This is a genomic window from Sphingomonas sp. SORGH_AS_0870, assembly GCF_031453175.1.
Classification (GTDB): domain Bacteria; phylum Pseudomonadota; class Alphaproteobacteria; order Sphingomonadales; family Sphingomonadaceae; genus Sphingomonas.
Window position 1 is genome coordinate 3,171,674 of sequence record NZ_JAVIYW010000002.1, and the last position, 17,220, is coordinate 3,188,893.

Here is a 17,220-nt window from a genome sequence, read left to right on the forward strand (position 1 = left end):
TTAAGCAGCATGTCCCACGATGTGCCAGCCCAATGGTCCCATGACGGGATCAGCCTGATTTTTTCCGTTTACGGACCAATGTCAGTTTGGTTACACGTTGGTCGTCAAGCATATAGTATAAAAAATGCTTTCGAGGGAGGACGCCATTCATCTCCCTGCGACGGTAACAGGCACAATTCGCGGGATGGCGCGAGGGAATTTGGGGGGATTTGAACATGTTGAGCTTTCGCAGCATGATCCTGACGGCGACCGCGCTCGCCGGACTTCAGGGTACCGCATTCGCACAGACCACGAATCAGGCACCGACTCAGACCGCAGTCGGAAGTGACCAGTCGTATACCGATGGCGACGTCGTGGTCACCGGCATCCGCCAGAGCCTTCGCAACGCCATCAACGTCAAGCGCGAGGCCAACGCCGTCGTCGACGTGATCACCGCCGAGGACGTGGGCAAGTTCCCCGACCGCAACGTCGCGGAATCGCTGTCGCACATTCCGGGCGTCAGCATCGACCGCCGCTTCGGCGAGGGTGAGAAGGTCGCCATCCTCGGCACCGATCCCGCGCTCAACCGCATGCTGCTCGACGGCCATGCGCTCGCCTCGGCCGACTGGGGCGGCAACGACAACGACCCGTCCAGCCGCACCTTCAACTATTCGCTGCTCGCCCCCGAACTGGTCGACCGGCTCGAAGTCTACAAGTCGCCCGAACCCCGTATCGAAGAGGGCAGCCTGGGCGGCACCGTGATCGTGCGCACCCGCCGTCCGCTCGACCTGGCGGCCAATTCGGTCTTCGCCTCGGGCGGCTACACCTATAACGACCGTTCCGAAAAGGGTAATATCCGCGGATCGGGCCTCTATAGCTGGCACAACGAAGCCAATAATTTCGGCTTCCTGGTCGCCGCCACCTATGACAAGCAGAACCTGACCCGCGCGGGCGTAGAGTTCTTCGGCTATCAGAGCGGCGCGGACTTCTTCCAGAAGAACAGCGACGGCAGCGTGCGTCGCGACGCGAGCGGCCAGGGCATCCTGCTGAACCCGAACGCCACCGTCACCGGCGGGTCGAAGGAAGACCTGATCAAGGCGGTCGCCCCCTTCGGCATCAACTATGCCTATTTCCAGCAGACCCGCGAGCGCGCCAGCGTGTCGGGCACCGTGCAGTATCGCCCGGCCGACAATCTGACGCTGACCCTGAACGGGCTGCACATCGACGGCAACTACAACAATTACAGCCAGTCGATGTACACCATCCCGGTCGCCTGGACCGGCAGCGTGCTACAGACCGCCAATGTCAGCAACGGCGTCGTCAACTCGGCCAGCTTCGCCGCTGCGCCGAACCAGTCGGCCCAGCTCGACACGCTGGTCCGCAAGACCAAGCTGAAGACCGACAACCTCAACTTCTTCGCCGACTGGGAAGGCGATGACGGCACGAAGATCAACTTCGCGGGCGGCTGGTCGAAGGCGACCGGCGGCCGCAACCCCGAATATCTGTTCAACGTGCAGACCAAGCTGCCGTTCAACTATGCCTTCACGCCCACCTCGGCGACGGTGAACTTCACGGGAGACCTGACCAACCCGGCGAATTACTTCACCAACCCGAACAACAATCCGGCCCAGATTGAGGGCCGCCCGGTCGTCATCAACGGCCAGCAGCTGAACGGCGCGCAGATCGGCGGCCTGGATTACAGCGTCACGACCGACCGCGACATCTTCGGCGGCTATGACGCGACCATCCCGGTCAGCTTCGGCCCGTTCACCCAGATCCTGCTGGGCAGCCGCGTGACCGATCACGTCAACCGCGTCGATGCGCGCGGCATCAACACCTACAAGACCAGCTCGCAGACCGTGGACCAGCTGGGCGTCACCACCCTCGTCACGCCCGATGGCGTGTTCGACGGCAGCGGCGGCATGGGCAATGCCACCAAATATCTGAACCTGCCCGACCAGGCCGTGATCGACATCCTCGCAAAGTCGATCAACAGCCCGCTGGTCAACAAGGTCGGCGCCTCGACCAAGGTGCGCGAGACGGTCATCGCCTCCTATGTCCAGGCCAATTTCGAACAGGGCGGCCTGCGCGGCAATATCGGTGGTCGTCTGGTCTATACCCGCGACAAGTCCAACTATGCGCTGACGCTGTCCAACACGGTCAATCCGGTGCCGGTGCCCACCAGCACGACCACCGATTACCTGAAGTTCCTGCCCAGCGTGAACGTCGCCTATTCGATCACGCCCGAATTCCTGGTTCGCGGTTCGGTCGCGCAGGTGATCTCGCGTCCGCGCTATCAGGATCTGGCGGCGGCGACCTCGCTCAACGACGTCACCCTCGATGGCGGCGGCGGCAATCCGAACCTGAAGCCGTATGAGTCGACCAATTACGAACTGACCGCGGAATGGTATCCGCGCGCCGGCTCGCTGATCGCGGTCGAACTCTTCCGTCGCGACATCTCGAACTACATCATCAACACGCGCACCAATGCGGTGTTCTTCAACTCGTTGCAGAACCGGTTGACGACCTATAGCGTCAACCAGCCGATCAACGGCGGCAAGGCGAAGGTCAACGGCGCGCTGGTGTCGGGTCAGACCGAGATCTGGGGCGGCTTCGGCATCCAGGCGAACTATTCGTACCAGGACAGCTCGACCTCGTCGGTCGACTCGACCGGCGCGTCGCTCAACCTGCCCTATCTGTCGCGTCACACCGTCAATGTGATCCCCTATTTCGAGAGCGGGATCTTCCAGGCGCGGCTCAGCTACAATTATCGCTCGAGCTATTTCCGCACGATCGGCCGCCTGAACTCGCGCGAAATGGTGGCGCCGTACAGCCAGCTCGACTTCTCGGCGGGTGTGAACCTGACCAAGGAGATCACGCTGACCGTCAATGCGCAGAACCTGCTCGACGAGACCTATTACCAGTATAACGCGACCCGCGACCGCCCGACCGCCTTCTACAAGAACGGCCGGACCTATGCGGCGTCGGTGGCGGTGCGCTTCTAAAAGCCGCCTCCGTCTTTACGATACGAAAAGGCCCGTCGATCCAGGATCGGCGGGCTTTTTCGCGATCGGTGACTTTAACGAGTCATCAAAATGCTGCGCGCCTGTCACCGATCTGCGACGCGCACGTCACAGATGACGGGCATGACATTCCCAACGCCTAGCGTGGGGGAACGCCGATGCCGATGACCAGCATTCCGATCGATGGCTCGCTGCACGAAGACGCCGCCATTCTCGACTTCATCCCCCGCGCGCCGGCGCCCCCCGAACCCGAAGGCCAGGCGCGCCGCCGCTATCGCACGATCTGGATTTCGGACGTCCATCTCGGCACGCGCGGCTGCAATGCGGAAATGCTGATCGACTTTCTGGACCATGTCGACAGCGAGACCATGTATCTGGTCGGCGACATGATCGACGGCTGGCGGCTGAAGAAGAAATTCTACTGGCCCGCCGCGCACAATGACGTGGTGTGGCGGCTGCTGAAGCGCGCCAAGCGCGGCACCCGGGTCGTCTATATCCCCGGCAATCACGACGAGATCTTCCGCCAGTTCACCGGCATGGATTTCGGCGGCATCGCCATCTGCCGCAAGGCGATCCACGAGACGGCGGACGGCCGCCGCCTGCTGGTGCTGCACGGCGACGAGTTCGACGCGATCACGCTGGCGCATCGCTGGCTCGCCCATGTCGGCGACTTCGCCTATACCGCGCTGATGGAGGTCAATCGCTGGGTGAACATCGTCCGGCGGTGGATGAAGCGTCCCTATTGGTCGCTGTCCAAGCACGCCAAGGCCAAGGTGAAGAACGCCGTCGCCTTCATCTCGCATTTCGAGGAAGTCGTCGCCCATGCGGCGGGTGCGCGCGGCGTCGATGGCGTGGTTTGCGGCCATATCCACACCGCCGAAATCCGAGACATCAACGGCGTCACCTATTATAATGACGGTGATTGGGTGGAGGGCTGCACCGCGCTGGTCGAGCATTTCGACGGCACGATGGAGATCCTGCACTGGGGCGACGAGATGGAGGCACGGCGCAACCAGCCGCTCGCCGCCGCCATCGCCGCCTGACCGGGGAAGGACACACCGAATGCGCATCGCGATCGTCACCGACGCCTGGAGCCCGCAGGTCAATGGTGTGGTCCGCACCCTGCAATCGGTCGCGGCCGAGCTGCGCGCGATGGGGCATGAGCTGTGCATCGTCTCGCCCGATCGCTATGTCTCGGTCCCCTGCCCGACCTATCCCGAAATCCGGCTGGCGCTGCCGGGCCCCGGCGTGGTCGGGCGGACGCTGGGCGAGTTCCTGCCCGATGCCATCCATATCGCGACCGAGGGGCCACTGGGCCTGCTGGCGCGGCGCTGGGCGCTGGCGCAGGGGCTGCCCTTCACCACCGCCTATCACACCCAGTTCCCTGAGTATGTCGCCGCGCGAATCCGCGCGATCGATCCCGAATTCGTCTGGCGCTATGTCCGCTGGTTCCACGCGCCCTCGACCGCGATCCTAGCCTCGACGCCCAGCGTGGCCGCAACGCTGACCGCGCATGACCTGCCCCAGAGCCGCCATTGGGGGCGGGGAGTCGATACCGCCTTGTTCCGGCCGGACGGCCCGCGCGATGCCTTTGTCGCAGGTCTGCCCGGCCCGGTGCAGCTCTATGCCGGGCGGGTCGCGGTCGAGAAGAATATCGCCGCCTTCCTCGCGACCGACGTGCCGGGAACCAGGGTCGTGGTCGGCGACGGCCCGGCGCGCACCGCACTGACCGCCCAATATCCCGATGTCCATTTCCTGGGCGCGAAGTTCGGCGAGGACCTGGCGGCGATCTACCGCGCGGCGGATGTGTTCGTCTTCCCCAGCCGCACCGATACCTTCGGGCTGGTCATGATCGAGGCGCTGGCCTGCGGCACGCCGGTCGCCGCCCTGCCGGTGCAGGGACCGCTCGACGTATTGAGCCCCGAGGTCGGGGTGATGGACGAGGCGCTGGAGCGGGCGATCACGCGGGCGCTGACGCTCGACCGGACGAGCTGTGCGGCATTCGGCCAGGAATTTTCCTGGCGGCGCAGCGCCGAGCAGTTCCTCGCGGCGCTGGCACGGATCGACCGCACGATGCGCAAGGCGGCCTGATCGTCCGACTTCTCCGGACGGGTCTCGCACATGGATCAGGCCGACGTCCCCGTTTAACGGGTTGAACCGGCCTTGCCCGCCATGTCATGGTCGCCACTCGCGCGATTCGGCATGGCCATCGGCCGCCGATCGCTGATCCTTCGGTCGGTCCGTCATTCGGCGCGCATCGGCCGCTCCAACCGCTGCACCCGAAAGGTCCCCGATTGGACGTCGTCACGCTCAGCCTGTTCCTTCTCCTCGCCGTCGTCATCAGCGGCGTCGTCTCGCGCATCCTGCCCTCCGCGCTGCCGCGCCCATTGGTCCAGATCGCGCTGGGCGCGGTGATCGGCGGGATCGCACAGATCCGGGTCGAGCTCGATCCCGAGATCTTCTTCCTGCTGTTCGTGCCGCCGCTGCTCTTCCTCGATGGCTGGCGCATTCCCAAGGATGAGCTGTTTCGCGATGCGGGCGCGGTGCTGGGGCTGGCCCTGGGGCTGGTGTTCCTGACGGTGCTGGGGATGGGGCTGTTCATCCACTGGATGATCCCGGCCGTGCCCTATGCGGTGGCCTTCGCGCTCGCCGCCGTCGTGTCGCCGACCGATCCGATCGCAGTGTCGGCAATCGCGCAGAAAGCGCCGATCCCCAAGCGGATGATGCACATATTGGAGGGGGAGTCGCTGCTCAACGACGCCTCGGGCCTGGTCTGCCTGCGCTTTGCGGTCGCCGCCGCGCTGACCGGCACCTTCTCGCTCGCCCATGCCGGGCTGACCTTTGCCTGGATGGCGGTGTCGGGCGTCGGGCTGGGCGTCGCCATCGCCTGGGGCACGGTCACCGCCAAGGGCGTCTTCGCGCGGCGGTTCGGCGACGATAGCGGCTCGAACATCCTGGTCAGCCTGCTGATCCCCTTCGCCGCCTATATGGTCGCCGAGCATGTCGAGAGTTCGGGCGTGCTGGCGGCGGCGGCGGCGGGCATCGCCATGTCGTTCACCAACGTCTCCTCGGGTGCCAAGGCCGCGACGCGCATCCGGCGGCAGGCGGTGTGGGACATGCTGCAATTCACGCTGAACGGCATCATCTTCGTGCTGCTCGGCGAGCAGTTGCCACAGGTCTTTGCGGGCGCGCGCGACACGGTGATGCTGACTGGCCATCTCAGCCCCTGGTGGCTGGGGCTGTACGTCGTCGCGATCGTCACCGGGCTGGCGGGGCTGCGCTTCCTGTGGACCTGGGTCGCGCTGCGCCTGACGCTGTTCCGCGAGCGGCATCTGCCCAACCGGACCAGCCCGCCGCGCCGGGTCATCACCGCCATGTCGGTCGCGGGCGCGCGCGGGGCGATCACCCTGGCGGGTGCGCTGACCCTGCCGCTGACGCTGAACGACGGCACGCCCTTTCCGGCGCGCGATCTGGTGATCTTCCTGGCATGCGGGGTCATCTTGTGTTCGCTGGTGATCGCCAGCCTGACCCTGCCGCTGCTGCTGCGCGGGCTGGCGCTGCCCAGCGAGGACGGGATCAGCGAACTCGACCGCACCCGCGTCGCCGCCGCCAAGGCCGCGATCGCCGAGCTGGAACGCTTCCAGCACGAAATGGCCGAGGGGCGCGAGGATGCCGACCAATATGTCGAGATCGCCTCGCGCCTGATGGACGGCTATCGCAGCCGGATCGACACGCTGGAGGGCGACGACGATCCCGACGCCCGCCGCCTGGAGGATGTCGAGCGGCGGATGCGGCTGGCGGCGATCCGTGCCGAGCGGCGAGTGGTGTTCGAGCTGCTCAACGCGCGCGCCATCGGGTCGGAAACGGCGCAGCGTCTGGGTCGCGAGCTGGACCTGATCGACACGCGCCTGTCGACACAGGGCTGAGGCCGCTCGGCCGGGCATCTTTGCCCTTGCGCGAGGCGGCGAATTATCGTGTCTCGTCGGCGGGGTCCGGCACCGACAGGGGGTGGAATGCACGCAGACGTCGCGAACAAGTGCCTGAATTGCGGGGCAAGCCTGGTCGGTCCTTACTGCCATGACTGCGGCCAGTCCGCGCATATCCACCGGACGCTGGGCGCCTGGTGGCATGACTTCAGCCACGGCGTCCTGCATATCGAGGGACAGGTGTGGCGCACCATGGCCAAGCTCGTCACCCGGCCCGGCGAGCTGACCCGCCGCTATATCGCGGGCGAGCGCCGTCGCTTCCTGTCGCCGCTGGCGCTGTATCTGTTCAGCGTCTTCCTGCTCTACATCGCCTATTCAGTGCTCGGCGGGTTCGCGACCTTCCACGCCCCCGGCACGCAGGAGGCCGCGACCGAGCTTCGCGCCGAGGTCGCCACGACCGAGCGTCGCATCGCGGCGATCGACCGGCAACGCGCCGGCGCCATCGCCGCGAAACGCGATACCGCGGCGCTCGACGGCGAGCGTGCGACCCTGGTCAAACGGCAGCATGATCTGGAATTCACCGCCATGGCGCTGGGCGGGGGCGGGGGCGGGGCCGCGTCGGGCCATGGCGCGCAGGAGGCCCAAGTCATCACCGGCTGGAAATCACTCGACGAAAAGATCGCCCATGCGGTTCGCGATCCCGAATTCCTCCTCTTCAAGATGGAGGCGAACGGCTATAAATTCTCCTGGGCGCTGATCCTGTTGTCGATGCCGTTCATGCGCCTGTTCTTCCTGTGGAAGCGCGGGCTGGCGATGTTCGACCATGCCGTCTTCGTCACCTATTCGCTCAGCTTCGTCAGTCTGCTGATGGTCGTCATGATCCTCTGGACGAAGCTGGCGCATCTGCCCGGCCTGGGCTTGCTGATGCTCGCCTTTCCCGTGCATCTCTTCCTCCAGATTCGCGGCGCCTATGGCCTGGGTCCGCTGGCGGGGCTGGTGATGACGCTGGTCGTCGGGGTGATGGCGGCGGCCGTTCTGCTGATCTGGATCGTCGCATTGCTGGCGCTCGGCATGGCGCATTGACCCGTCAATCGGTTGCATCACCGCCCGGTTCGCGATCCCCCCAGAAAATGGGTGGACGCCCCCTTCCCGCCTTGCCATGATACCAAAACATACCATGAGAATACCGGCACGCGACAAGCCGGTGGATTGCGGGGGTGACGGATGGCGAGAAAGAGCCTGATGCGAGCGGGGACCATGTCCGCCGCCGTCGCGCGTGCCCGCCGCCGGTCCGGCCGGGTCCGGCCTTTTGGTTCCATGTCCTTTGCCGTGCGAGGCTTCGTCCGCGCACCGATGCAGCTTCCGGGGAAATCGTCTTGAAACATCGTCTCGGCCTGATCCTGGCCGCGCTCGCCTTGCCCTTCCCCGCGCTCGCCGCGCCCAAGACGGTGGCGACGCTCGACCGCTGGCAGGTGCGGATCGATCCCAAAGACGCCGACGCCGCGCGCGCGCATCCGCAGGCGGCGAACTGGCTGGCCGCCACCGTGCCGGGCAGCGTGCAGCAGGACCTGATCGCCGCGAAGATCGTGCCCGATCCCTATAAGGGCGCGAACGAGGCCCCCATCCAGTGGGCGGGCCTGACCGGCTGGCAATATCGCACCACGCTGGACGTCACGCCCGAGATGCTGCGCCGCGATCATCTGGACCTGGTGTTCGACGGGCTCGACACCTTCGCGACCGTCACGGTCAACGGCCAGCCGCTCCTGTCCGCCGACAATGCGCATCGCCGCTGGCGGGCGGATGCCAAGCCGCTGCTGAAGGCGGGCGCGAACGAGGTGGTGGTCAGCTTCGCCTCGCCGATCAAGACGCTCCAGCCGATGGTGCTGGCCGAGAAGAACCCGCTACCCGGCGAATATGACTCCCCCTATGGCGACGAGCCCAAGGGCAAGCAGACCTCGCCCTATATCCGTAAACCCAAATACCAATATGGCTGGGACTGGGCGCCGCGCATCGTCGATGTGGGCATCTGGCGCTCGGTCCGGCTGGAGGCGTGGGACGCCGCGCGGATCGACAATCTGCGGATCGAGCAGGAGGCGCTAACCGACGCCGAGGCGCGAATCCTCGCCCGCGCCTCGGTGGTGGCCGACCGCGCGCAGACCGGCCGGATGGACGTGACCGTCACCGGCCCCGACGGCCGCCGCATCCGCGTCCGCCGCGACGTGGCGCTCCAGCCGGGCGAGAATGACGTGGTCGTCCCCGTCTCGATCGCCCGGCCGCAACGCTGGCAGCCGATCGGCTTCGGCGCGCATCCGCTCTATACCGTCAATGCCACGCTGACGGGGGCCGATGCGGTCGAGAAGCGCACCGGGCTGCGCACCGTCGAGCTGGTCCGGAAGGACGGCAGCTTCGGCCTGAAGATCAACGGCAACGTCATCTTCGCCAAGGGCAGCAACGTCATCCCCTTCGATGCCTTCCCCGCGCGCGTCGCCGCCGCGACCGAGCGCGCCATGCTGGAAAAGGCGGTCAAGGCGAACATGAACATGGTCCGCATCTGGGGCGGCGGCTATTATCCCGAGGACAGCTTCTACGACGCCGCCGACGCGCTGGGCCTGATGGTCTGGCAGGATTTCATGTTCGGCGGCAGCGTGACGCCCCCCGACGCCAAGTTCCGCGAAAATGTCCGCATCGAGGCCGAGGAACAGGTCGCCCGGCTCCAGTCGCACCCCTCGCTGGTCATCTGGGCGGGCAATAATGAGGTGCTGTCGGGCTGGGAAAACTGGTCGGATCGCAAGGCGTTCAAGAAGGCGGTCGGCCCGGACGAGCAGGAGCGGATCGGCACCGGCATGGCGGTGCTGTTCGACCGCGTGCTGCGCGATGCCGTCATCAAGAATTCGCCCGGCATCCCCTATTGGCCCGGCTCGCCCTCGACTGATTATGAGGGGCCGACCGACACCGACAAGGACGGTGACCGCCATTTCTGGGACGTCTGGTCGGGCTCCAAGCCGGTCGAGCGTTACACCGACAGCTGCCCGCGCTTCATGTCGGAATATGGCTTTCAGGCCTTCCCCGACCTGTCGACCATCGCGACCTTCGCCGACCCGGCGGACTTCCGCATCGACAGCCCGGTAATGAAGGCGCACCAGAAATTCCTGGCGGGCGAAGGCAATGACCGCATCACCTTCTACCTCAAGCAGAATCTGCGCGACCCGCGCGATTTCGCCGATCTGGTCTATCTGAGCCAGGCGATGCAGGCGCGCGCCATCGGCCTGGCGGCGCGGCATCACCGGGCGTGCCGTCCGGTGACGCTGGGTTCGCTCTACTGGCAGCTCAACGACAGCTGGCCCGCGATCAGCTGGTCCAGCATCGACTGGACCGGGCATGACAAGATGCTCCAGCACGAGGCGCGCCGCTTCTTCGCGCCCCAGACGATCGTGGCCGAGACCAAGCCCGGCGCGACCCGGATCGCGCTGGTGTCCGACGCCACGGCGCCCAAGCCGCTCGGCTGGCGCGTCACCGGCTATGGCATGGATGGCCGCAAGCTGGGCTCGCAATCGGGCAGCGTGACCATGGCCCCCGCCTCGGCCAGCGATGTCGCGACGATCCCTGATGCGACGATCTTCGCCGGTGCCGCGCCCGAGAGCAGCTATGCCGTCGCCGAACTGTTCGATGGGGACAAGGTGATCGCCCGCCAGATCGTCGAGCGGAAGGTGCCGCGCGACATGGCCTATCCGGCGCCGGGCATCACCGCGCGCTGGGCGGGCAAGCAGCTGACGCTGACCGCGCGCCATCTCGCGCGGCAGGTGCAGGTCAATTTCGGCACCACCGCCGCCGAGCCGTCCGACGATGGCTTCGACCTGTTGCCCGGCGAGAGCATCACGCTCACCATCCAAAGCGACGCGGACGCGGCCACCCTGGCGCGCGAGCTGAACATCTATACCCTCGGTCCGAAGGACGCCCAGTGATCCCGTTCCTCCTCCTCGCCGCCGCCGGTCAGGCCGCTGCCCCAGCCCCAGCCCCAGCCCCAGCCCCAGCCCCAGCCCCAGCCCCAGCCCCAGCCCCCGCCCCCGCCCTGCCCCCCGCCGCGCAGTCGCTGTCCGTCGAACGCAAGGCGGCGCAGCTGGTCAACGAGGCTCCGGCCGAACCTGCGCTCGGCCTGCCCGCCTTCGACTGGTGGAGCGAGGGGCTGCACGGCATCGCGCGCAACGGTCCGGCGACCGTCTTCCCGCAGGCGATGGGCATGGCCGCCACCTGGGACCCCGCGCTGATCCAGAAGGTCGGCGATGTCGTCGCGGTCGAGGCGCGGGCCAAGTTCAACACCAAGCCGCTGAACGCCGATCGCGGCCTGTTCGAAGGGCTGACCATCTGGTCGCCCAACATCAACATCTTCCGCGATCCGCGCTGGGGCCGGGGCCAGGAAACCTATGGCGAGGACCCGTTCCTCACCAGCCGGATCGGCATCGCCTTCGTGCGCGGCCTCCAGGGCCCCGACCTGAAGCATCCCAAGGTCATCGCGACGGTCAAGCATCTCGCGGTCCATTCGGGGCCCGAGGGCGGGCGCGACAGCTTCGACGTGATGGTGTCCCCACGCGATCTGGAGGCGACCTACCTGCCCGCCTTCCGCGCGACGGTGACGGAGGGCAAGGCGCTGTCGCTGATGTGCGCCTATAATGCGATCCACGGCACCCCGGTCTGCGCCAATCCGATGCTGCTGACCCAGCGGCTGCGCACCGACTGGGGCTTCAACGGGCTCGTCGTGTCGGACTGCGACGCGGTCGGCAATATCTGGATGTTCCACCATGCCCAGCCCGACGCGCCCGCGGCGGCGGCGGCGGCGCTGCGCGCGGGGACCGACCTGAATTGCGGCGCCACCTATCGCGCGCTGCCCGAGGCGGTGAAGCGCGGGCTGATCACCGAAAGCGAGATCGACACCGCGCTCGCCCGCGCGCTGGCGGTGCGGCGGATGCTGACGGTCGATTCGCCGTGGAACGCGATCAAGCCCAACCAGCTCGGCACCCCCGCGCACCGCGCGCTGGCGCTGGAGACGGCGCGCAAGGGCATCATCCTGCTCGACAATCCGGGCAACCTGCTGCCGCTCAAGGGCAAGCGGCTGGCGGTGTTCGGGGCCAATGCCGACGATCTGGGCGTGCTGGAGGGCAATTATCACGGGTCGGCGATCGATCCGGTGACGCCGCTGGAGGGAATTCGCCGCAAGTTCGGCCGTGACATCCGCTATGCGCAAGGATCGGTGCTGGCCGAGGGGGCGTTCGTCAACGTGCCCGAGACCGCCTTGTCGGCGAACGGCAAGCCGGGTCTGGCCGTGGAGACGATGGGCGCGAACGGCCAGTGGAGCACCGCCGGACAGGATTCCCGCATCGACTTCAACTATACCAAGACGGCCCCCTTCCGCCGCCGCTGGACCGGCACGCTGACCCCGCCGGGGCCGGGCCAGTACAAGCTCCAGCTCAACGGCCCCGCCTGCTGGCACGCCTGCCCGCCGCATGATCCGGTCAAGCTGTGGATCGACGACCGGCTGGTCATCGACGGCGTGATCGGGGCCAAGGGCCTGGAGACCATGATCGACGGCACCGCGCCCCGGCGCATCCGGGTCGAGATCGACCATAAGGGCGGCGACGAGGGCTTCCGCCTGCAATGGCTGCCCCCCGCCGAGGCGCTTCAGGCCGAGGCGCTGAAGGTCGCCGGGACCGCCGACGTGCTGGTCGCGGTCATCGGCCTGTCGCCCGATCTGGAGGGCGAGGCGCTGGGCGTCTCGGTACCCGGCTTTGCGGGTGGCGACCGCACCGAGATCGTCCTGCCCGAGCCGCAGCGCAACCTGCTCGCCGCGCTCCAGGCGACCGGCAAGCCCGTCGTCGCGGTCATCGTCTCGGGATCGGCCGTCTCGCTGGGCGACATCAAGCCCGCCGCCACGCTGGCGGCCTTCTATCCGGGCACCGAGGGCGGCACCGCGCTGGCCGAGATCCTGGCGGGCGACGTGAACCCGTCGGGCCGCCTGCCGGTCACCATCTATCGCTCGACCGCCGACCTGCCCGCCTTTGCCGATTACGGGATGAAGGAGCGCACCTATCGCTACTTCACCGGCACCCCCGCCTGGGGCTTCGGCCATGGCCTGAGCTATACCCGGTTCGATTATGGCCAGCCGACCGTCACCGCCAGCGTCGCGGCGGGCCAGCCGGTCGAGGTCGCGGTGCAGCTGCGCAATGTCGGCCAGCGCAGCGGCGAAGAGGTGGCGCAGGCCTATCTCGTCCCGCCCGCCACCGACGAAAAGCTCGTCCTGACCGATCCCGTGCTCCAGCGGCAACTGGTCGGCTTCACCCGCATACCGCTCAAGCCCGGCCAGGCGGGCACGGCGCGCTTCACCATCGACCCGCGCCTGATGAGCCAGGTGTGGCGCGACGGCAGCCGCCGCATCCTGCCGGGCACGTACAAGCTCTATATCGGCGGCGGTCAGCCGGGTGACGGCGCGGGCCAGTGGACCCAGTTCACCGTGACCGGCGCGGCGCAGGACCTGCCGAAATGACCCCGAACCGTCGCGAACTGATCGCGGGGGCCGCCGCCCTCGCCGCCACCTCCGCCGCCCCCGCTTTCGCCGCCACGCCCGGCTTCGTCAGCAAGCGTCCCCCGGTCGCCGAGCGCCGCTTCGTATCGAAGGCGGTCGAGGCGGAGATCACCCGTATCTCGAAGATGATCGCCGATCCCGAACTTCGCTGGATGTTCGGGAACTGCTATCCCAACACGCTCGACACCACCGTCCTGTCGCTGGGCGAGGTGAACGGCAAGCCGGACGCCTTCGTCATCACCGGCGACATTCCCTGTCTGTGGCTGCGGGATTCGGCGGCGCAGCTGCGGCCCTATCTGCATCTGGTGAAGCGCGATCCCGCGCTCGGGCGGCTGTTCCGCGGGCTGATCGGGCGGCAGGCGCGGTCGATCCTGATCGACCCCTATGCCAATGCCTTCATGCAGGACCCGAACGCCAGGACGAACCTGAGCTGGGCGCTGCACGACGATACCGAGATGAAGCCCGGCGTCGCCGAGCGGAAGTGGGAGATCGACTCGCTCTGCTACGCGATCCGGCTGGCATATGGCTATTGGCGCGAGACGGGCGACACCGCGCCGTTCGATGCGGAATGGAAGGCCTCGGCCCGGTCGATCGTGAAGACCTTTCGCGAGCAGCAGCGCAAAGACGGCCTGGGCCCCTATCGCTTCCGCCGTTCCGCGCCCGAGCCGACCGAGACGCTCTATCGCGGCTATGGCCTGCCGACCCGTCCCAACGGCATGATCCATTCGGGCTTCCGCCCTTCGGACGATGCGTGCCTGTACGAACAGTTCGTGCCCGCCAATCTGTTCGCGATGACGACGCTGCGCGAACTCGCCGCGCTGTCGAACGCGGTCGGCGAGCCCGCTCTGGCGCAGGATGCGACCACGCTGGCCGCCGAGGTCGAGGCCGCGCTCCGGCAGCATGGCACAATGACGCTGCCCAACGGGCAGCGGGTCTGGGCCTATGAGGTCGATGGCTATGGCAATGCCGTCTTCATGGACGATGCCAATGTCCCCTCGCTCTCGGGCCTCGCCTATCTCGGCTGCGTCGATCCGGCCGATCCGCTGTGGCAACGGACGCTCGCGGCCTGCTGGAGCACGGACAATCCCTGGTATTTCGAGGGCTCCGCGATCAGCGGCATCGGCGGCCCGCATACCGGGCCGGGCCAGGTCTGGCCGATGTCCGTCATCACCCGTGCGCTGACCTCGACCGATCCGACCTTGCTGCGCGACAGCCTGGCGATGATCCGCCGGTCGCACGGCCATACCGGCTTCATTCACGAGGGGGTCGATATCAACGATCCCACCAAGTTCACGCGCGACTGGTTCGCCTGGGCCAATGGCCTGTTCGGCGAGCTGATCGTCCATGTCGCGGCCACCCGGCCCGAAGTTTTGCGGGAGACGTTCGCATGATTTTGACCCGCCGCTCGCTCCTCGCCGGGACCGCGCTCGCCACCTTGCCGCTCGATACGCTGGCCGCCCGCGTCGACACCCCGCCCGTTCTGCCGAACCTGTTCATCGGGACGGGCGGCGACGGCCATACCTATCCGGGTGCGGTCCTGCCCTTCGGCATGGTGCAGCTGAGCCCCGACACCGATGTCGAGCGGTGGGACACCTGCTCGGGCTATCACCATGGCGACAGCTCGATCATGGGGTTCAGCCACACCCATTTGTCGGGCACCGGGATCGGCGACATGCTCGACGTGCTGGTCGTGCCGACGCGCGGCGAGCTGAAGCTGGTGCCGGGGCCGCTGTCGGACCCCGATGCGGGCTATCGCCAGCGTTATTCGGACGAACAGGCGCAAGCCGGTTACTACCGCGTGAAGCTGGAGTCCGGCGTGCTCGCCGAGCTGACCGTGACGGAGCGGACCGGCTGGCACCGCTACACCTATCCCAAGGGGCCGGGCCATGTCCTGGTCGACCTTTCGCACCTCGTCCTCGACAAGAGCGACGAGAAGCCGCTGATCACCGATGCCGAGATCACCGTCGAGCCCGACGGCACGATCACCGGCACGCGCCGCGTGTTCCGCTGGGCCAAGGGGCGGCGCATCTTCTTTGCGATGCAGTTGTCGAAGAAGCCCAGCCGAATCCAGCTTTACGGCGATGGCGACGCGCCCGCGAACGGCACCGCCGTCAAGGGCAACCGCCTGAAGGCCGCCTTATTCTTCGACGAACTGGGTGATGCGCCGCTCCTCATCCGGTGCGGCATTTCGGCGGTCGATGTGGCCGGGGCCAAGGCGAACCTGGCGGCCGAGGCCAACCACTGGGATTTCGAGCGCACCCGCAAGGCCGCCGTGGCGCGCTGGTGGGAGAAGAATTCCGGCATCCATGTCGAAGGCGGCACCAGCGACCAGCAGGTCATCATGGCCTCCGCCAATTACCACACGCTGATCGCGCCGACGCTCTTCTCCGACGTGGACGGCCGCTATGTCGGACTGGACGGACAGGTCCATACCCTGCCCGCCGGGCAGTCCGCCTACAGCACCTACTCCACCTGGGACACGTACCGCGCGCTGCACCCCTGGCTGATCCTGACCCAGCCCGCCCAGGCCAAGAAGCTGATCGACGACGTCATCCGCCAGACCCAGCAAAGCGCCTATGGCCCGCCGGTCTGGACGCTACAGGGCAAGGAGACGGGGATCATGATCGGCTGGCACGGCACGCCGATCATGGCCGAGGCGATGGTGAAGGGCATTCCCGCCGACTATGCCGCCGCCTGGCCCGGCATCGCCAAGCGCAGCTTCGACTTCGCGGCGCCCGACATGGACAATAGCAAGGGCCGCGACCTGTACGACGCCAAGGGCTATGTCCCCGCCGACATCTGGTGGGAAAGCGTCAGCCGGACGCAGGAATATGCCTATGACGACTGGGCCGCGTCGCATATCGCGCGGCACGCGGGCAAGACCGCCGAGGCCCAGCGGCTGCTCAAGCGTTCGGGCAACTGGCGCAACGTCATCGATAGCTCGATCGGTTTTGCCCGACCGCGCTTCAACGACGGCAGCTGGTGGAAGGATTACGACCCGATCCAGCTCGGCCACATGCCCAAGCCCTGGTGGCGCGACTATACCGAGGCCAATGGCTGGCAGGCGACGTTCCTGAACCAGCATGACGTGTACGGCCTGATCCGCCACATGGGCGGGGACGCCAAGTTCGAGGCCAAGCTGGACGGCCTGTTCAACGCGCCCTCGACCCTGCCCAAGAACGCGCCGCCCGATATTTCGGGTCTGGTCGGCCAATATGCCCATGGCAACGAGCCCGACCAGCACGCGGCCTATCTCTATGCCTATGTCGGCGCGCCGTGGAAGACGCAGGCGATGGTTCGCCGCCTGCTGACCGAGATGTACAAGAACGCGCCCGACGGCATCATCGGCAATGACGATTGCGGCCAGATGAGCGCGTGGTTCCTGTTCTCGGCGCTCGGCTTCTATCCGGTCGATCCGGTCAGCGGCGCCTATGTCCTGGGCAGTCCGCTGTTCGAGCGGGTGCGGCTGTCGCTGGGCGGGACCAGGACGCTGACCGTCGAGGCGAAGGGCAACCGCCCCGACACGCCCTATGTCCAGTCGGTGACCTGGAACGGCCGCCCCTGGACGAAGAGCTGGATCGACCATGCCACCCTGTCGAAGGGCGGCACCCTGTCCTTCACCATGGGCGCGCGGCCGAACCGCGCCTTCGGCCGCGATCCGAAGGACCGGCCGCCGTCCTTCGACCACAAGCCCGCCTGATCCCTCCCGGAGATACGT

The 17,220-nt window shown here is 67.0% G+C and carries 9 protein-coding genes; all 9 read left to right on the plus strand.

Features of this window, described 5'->3' with window-relative positions:
• Window positions 1-215 precede the first annotated feature (215 nt).
• The 9 genes from QE363_RS14705 (at window position 216) to QE363_RS14745 (ending at window position 17,202) form a co-directional block, all read left to right on the plus strand.
• Window positions 216-2,984, plus strand: a complete 2,769-nt coding sequence (locus QE363_RS14705) for a TonB-dependent receptor (RefSeq protein WP_309696418.1) — start codon at window positions 216-218, stop codon at window positions 2,982-2,984.
• Window positions 2,985-3,160: 176 nt separating this feature from the next.
• Window positions 3,161-4,045 carry a UDP-2,3-diacylglucosamine diphosphatase gene (locus QE363_RS14710; protein WP_309696420.1) on the plus strand — a complete coding sequence of 295 codons (885 nt, stop codon included), beginning with the start codon at window positions 3,161-3,163 and terminating at the stop codon, window positions 4,043-4,045.
• Window positions 4,046-4,064: 19 nt separating this feature from the next.
• Window positions 4,065-5,093, plus strand: a complete 1,029-nt coding sequence (locus QE363_RS14715; RefSeq protein ID WP_309696422.1) for a glycosyltransferase family 1 protein — start codon at window positions 4,065-4,067, stop codon at window positions 5,091-5,093.
• A 203-nt stretch (window positions 5,094-5,296) separates the two neighbouring features.
• Window positions 5,297-6,928: a Na+/H+ antiporter gene (locus tag QE363_RS14720; protein ID WP_307099790.1), complete on the plus strand. Its 1,632-nt coding sequence runs from the start codon at window positions 5,297-5,299 to the stop codon at window positions 6,926-6,928.
• Between the two features lie 87 nt (window positions 6,929-7,015).
• A complete protein-coding gene (locus tag QE363_RS14725) occupies window positions 7,016-8,011 on the plus strand; it encodes a DUF3667 domain-containing protein (RefSeq protein WP_309696426.1) in 996 nt (331 codons plus the stop codon).
• A 293-nt stretch (window positions 8,012-8,304) separates the two neighbouring features.
• Window positions 8,305-10,890, plus strand: coding sequence for a glycosyl hydrolase 2 galactose-binding domain-containing protein (locus QE363_RS14730; protein WP_309696428.1), 2,586 nt, complete (start codon window positions 8,305-8,307; stop codon window positions 10,888-10,890).
• On the plus strand, window positions 10,887-13,463 hold the full coding sequence (locus QE363_RS14735) for a glycoside hydrolase family 3 N-terminal domain-containing protein (protein ID WP_309696430.1): 2,577 nt from the start codon (window positions 10,887-10,889) through the stop codon (window positions 13,461-13,463). Before QE363_RS14730 ends, QE363_RS14735 begins: the two co-directional genes overlap by 4 nt.
• On the plus strand, window positions 13,460-14,893 hold the full coding sequence (locus tag QE363_RS14740) for a glycoside hydrolase family 125 protein (RefSeq protein ID WP_309696432.1): 1,434 nt from the start codon (window positions 13,460-13,462) through the stop codon (window positions 14,891-14,893). The genes QE363_RS14735 and QE363_RS14740 overlap by 4 nt, the downstream gene beginning before the upstream one ends.
• Window positions 14,890-17,202, plus strand: coding sequence for a GH92 family glycosyl hydrolase (locus QE363_RS14745; RefSeq protein ID WP_309696434.1), 2,313 nt, complete (start codon window positions 14,890-14,892; stop codon window positions 17,200-17,202). Before QE363_RS14740 ends, QE363_RS14745 begins: the two co-directional genes overlap by 4 nt.
• The last annotated feature ends 18 nt before the right edge of the window (window positions 17,203-17,220 follow it).

Coding starts and splice junctions, on each gene's coding strand:
- QE363_RS14705 (WP_309696418.1), top strand. CDS start 216: ATGTTGAGCTTTCGCAGCATGATCCTGACGGCGACCGCGCTCGCCGGA.
- QE363_RS14710 (WP_309696420.1), top strand. CDS start 3,161: ATGCCGATGACCAGCATTCCGATCGATGGCTCGCTGCACGAAGACGCC.
- QE363_RS14715 (WP_309696422.1), top strand. CDS start 4,065: ATGCGCATCGCGATCGTCACCGACGCCTGGAGCCCGCAGGTCAATGGT.
- QE363_RS14725 (WP_309696426.1), top strand. CDS start 7,016: ATGCACGCAGACGTCGCGAACAAGTGCCTGAATTGCGGGGCAAGCCTG.
- QE363_RS14740 (WP_309696432.1), top strand. CDS start 13,460: ATGACCCCGAACCGTCGCGAACTGATCGCGGGGGCCGCCGCCCTCGCC.
- QE363_RS14745 (WP_309696434.1), top strand. CDS start 14,890: ATGATTTTGACCCGCCGCTCGCTCCTCGCCGGGACCGCGCTCGCCACC.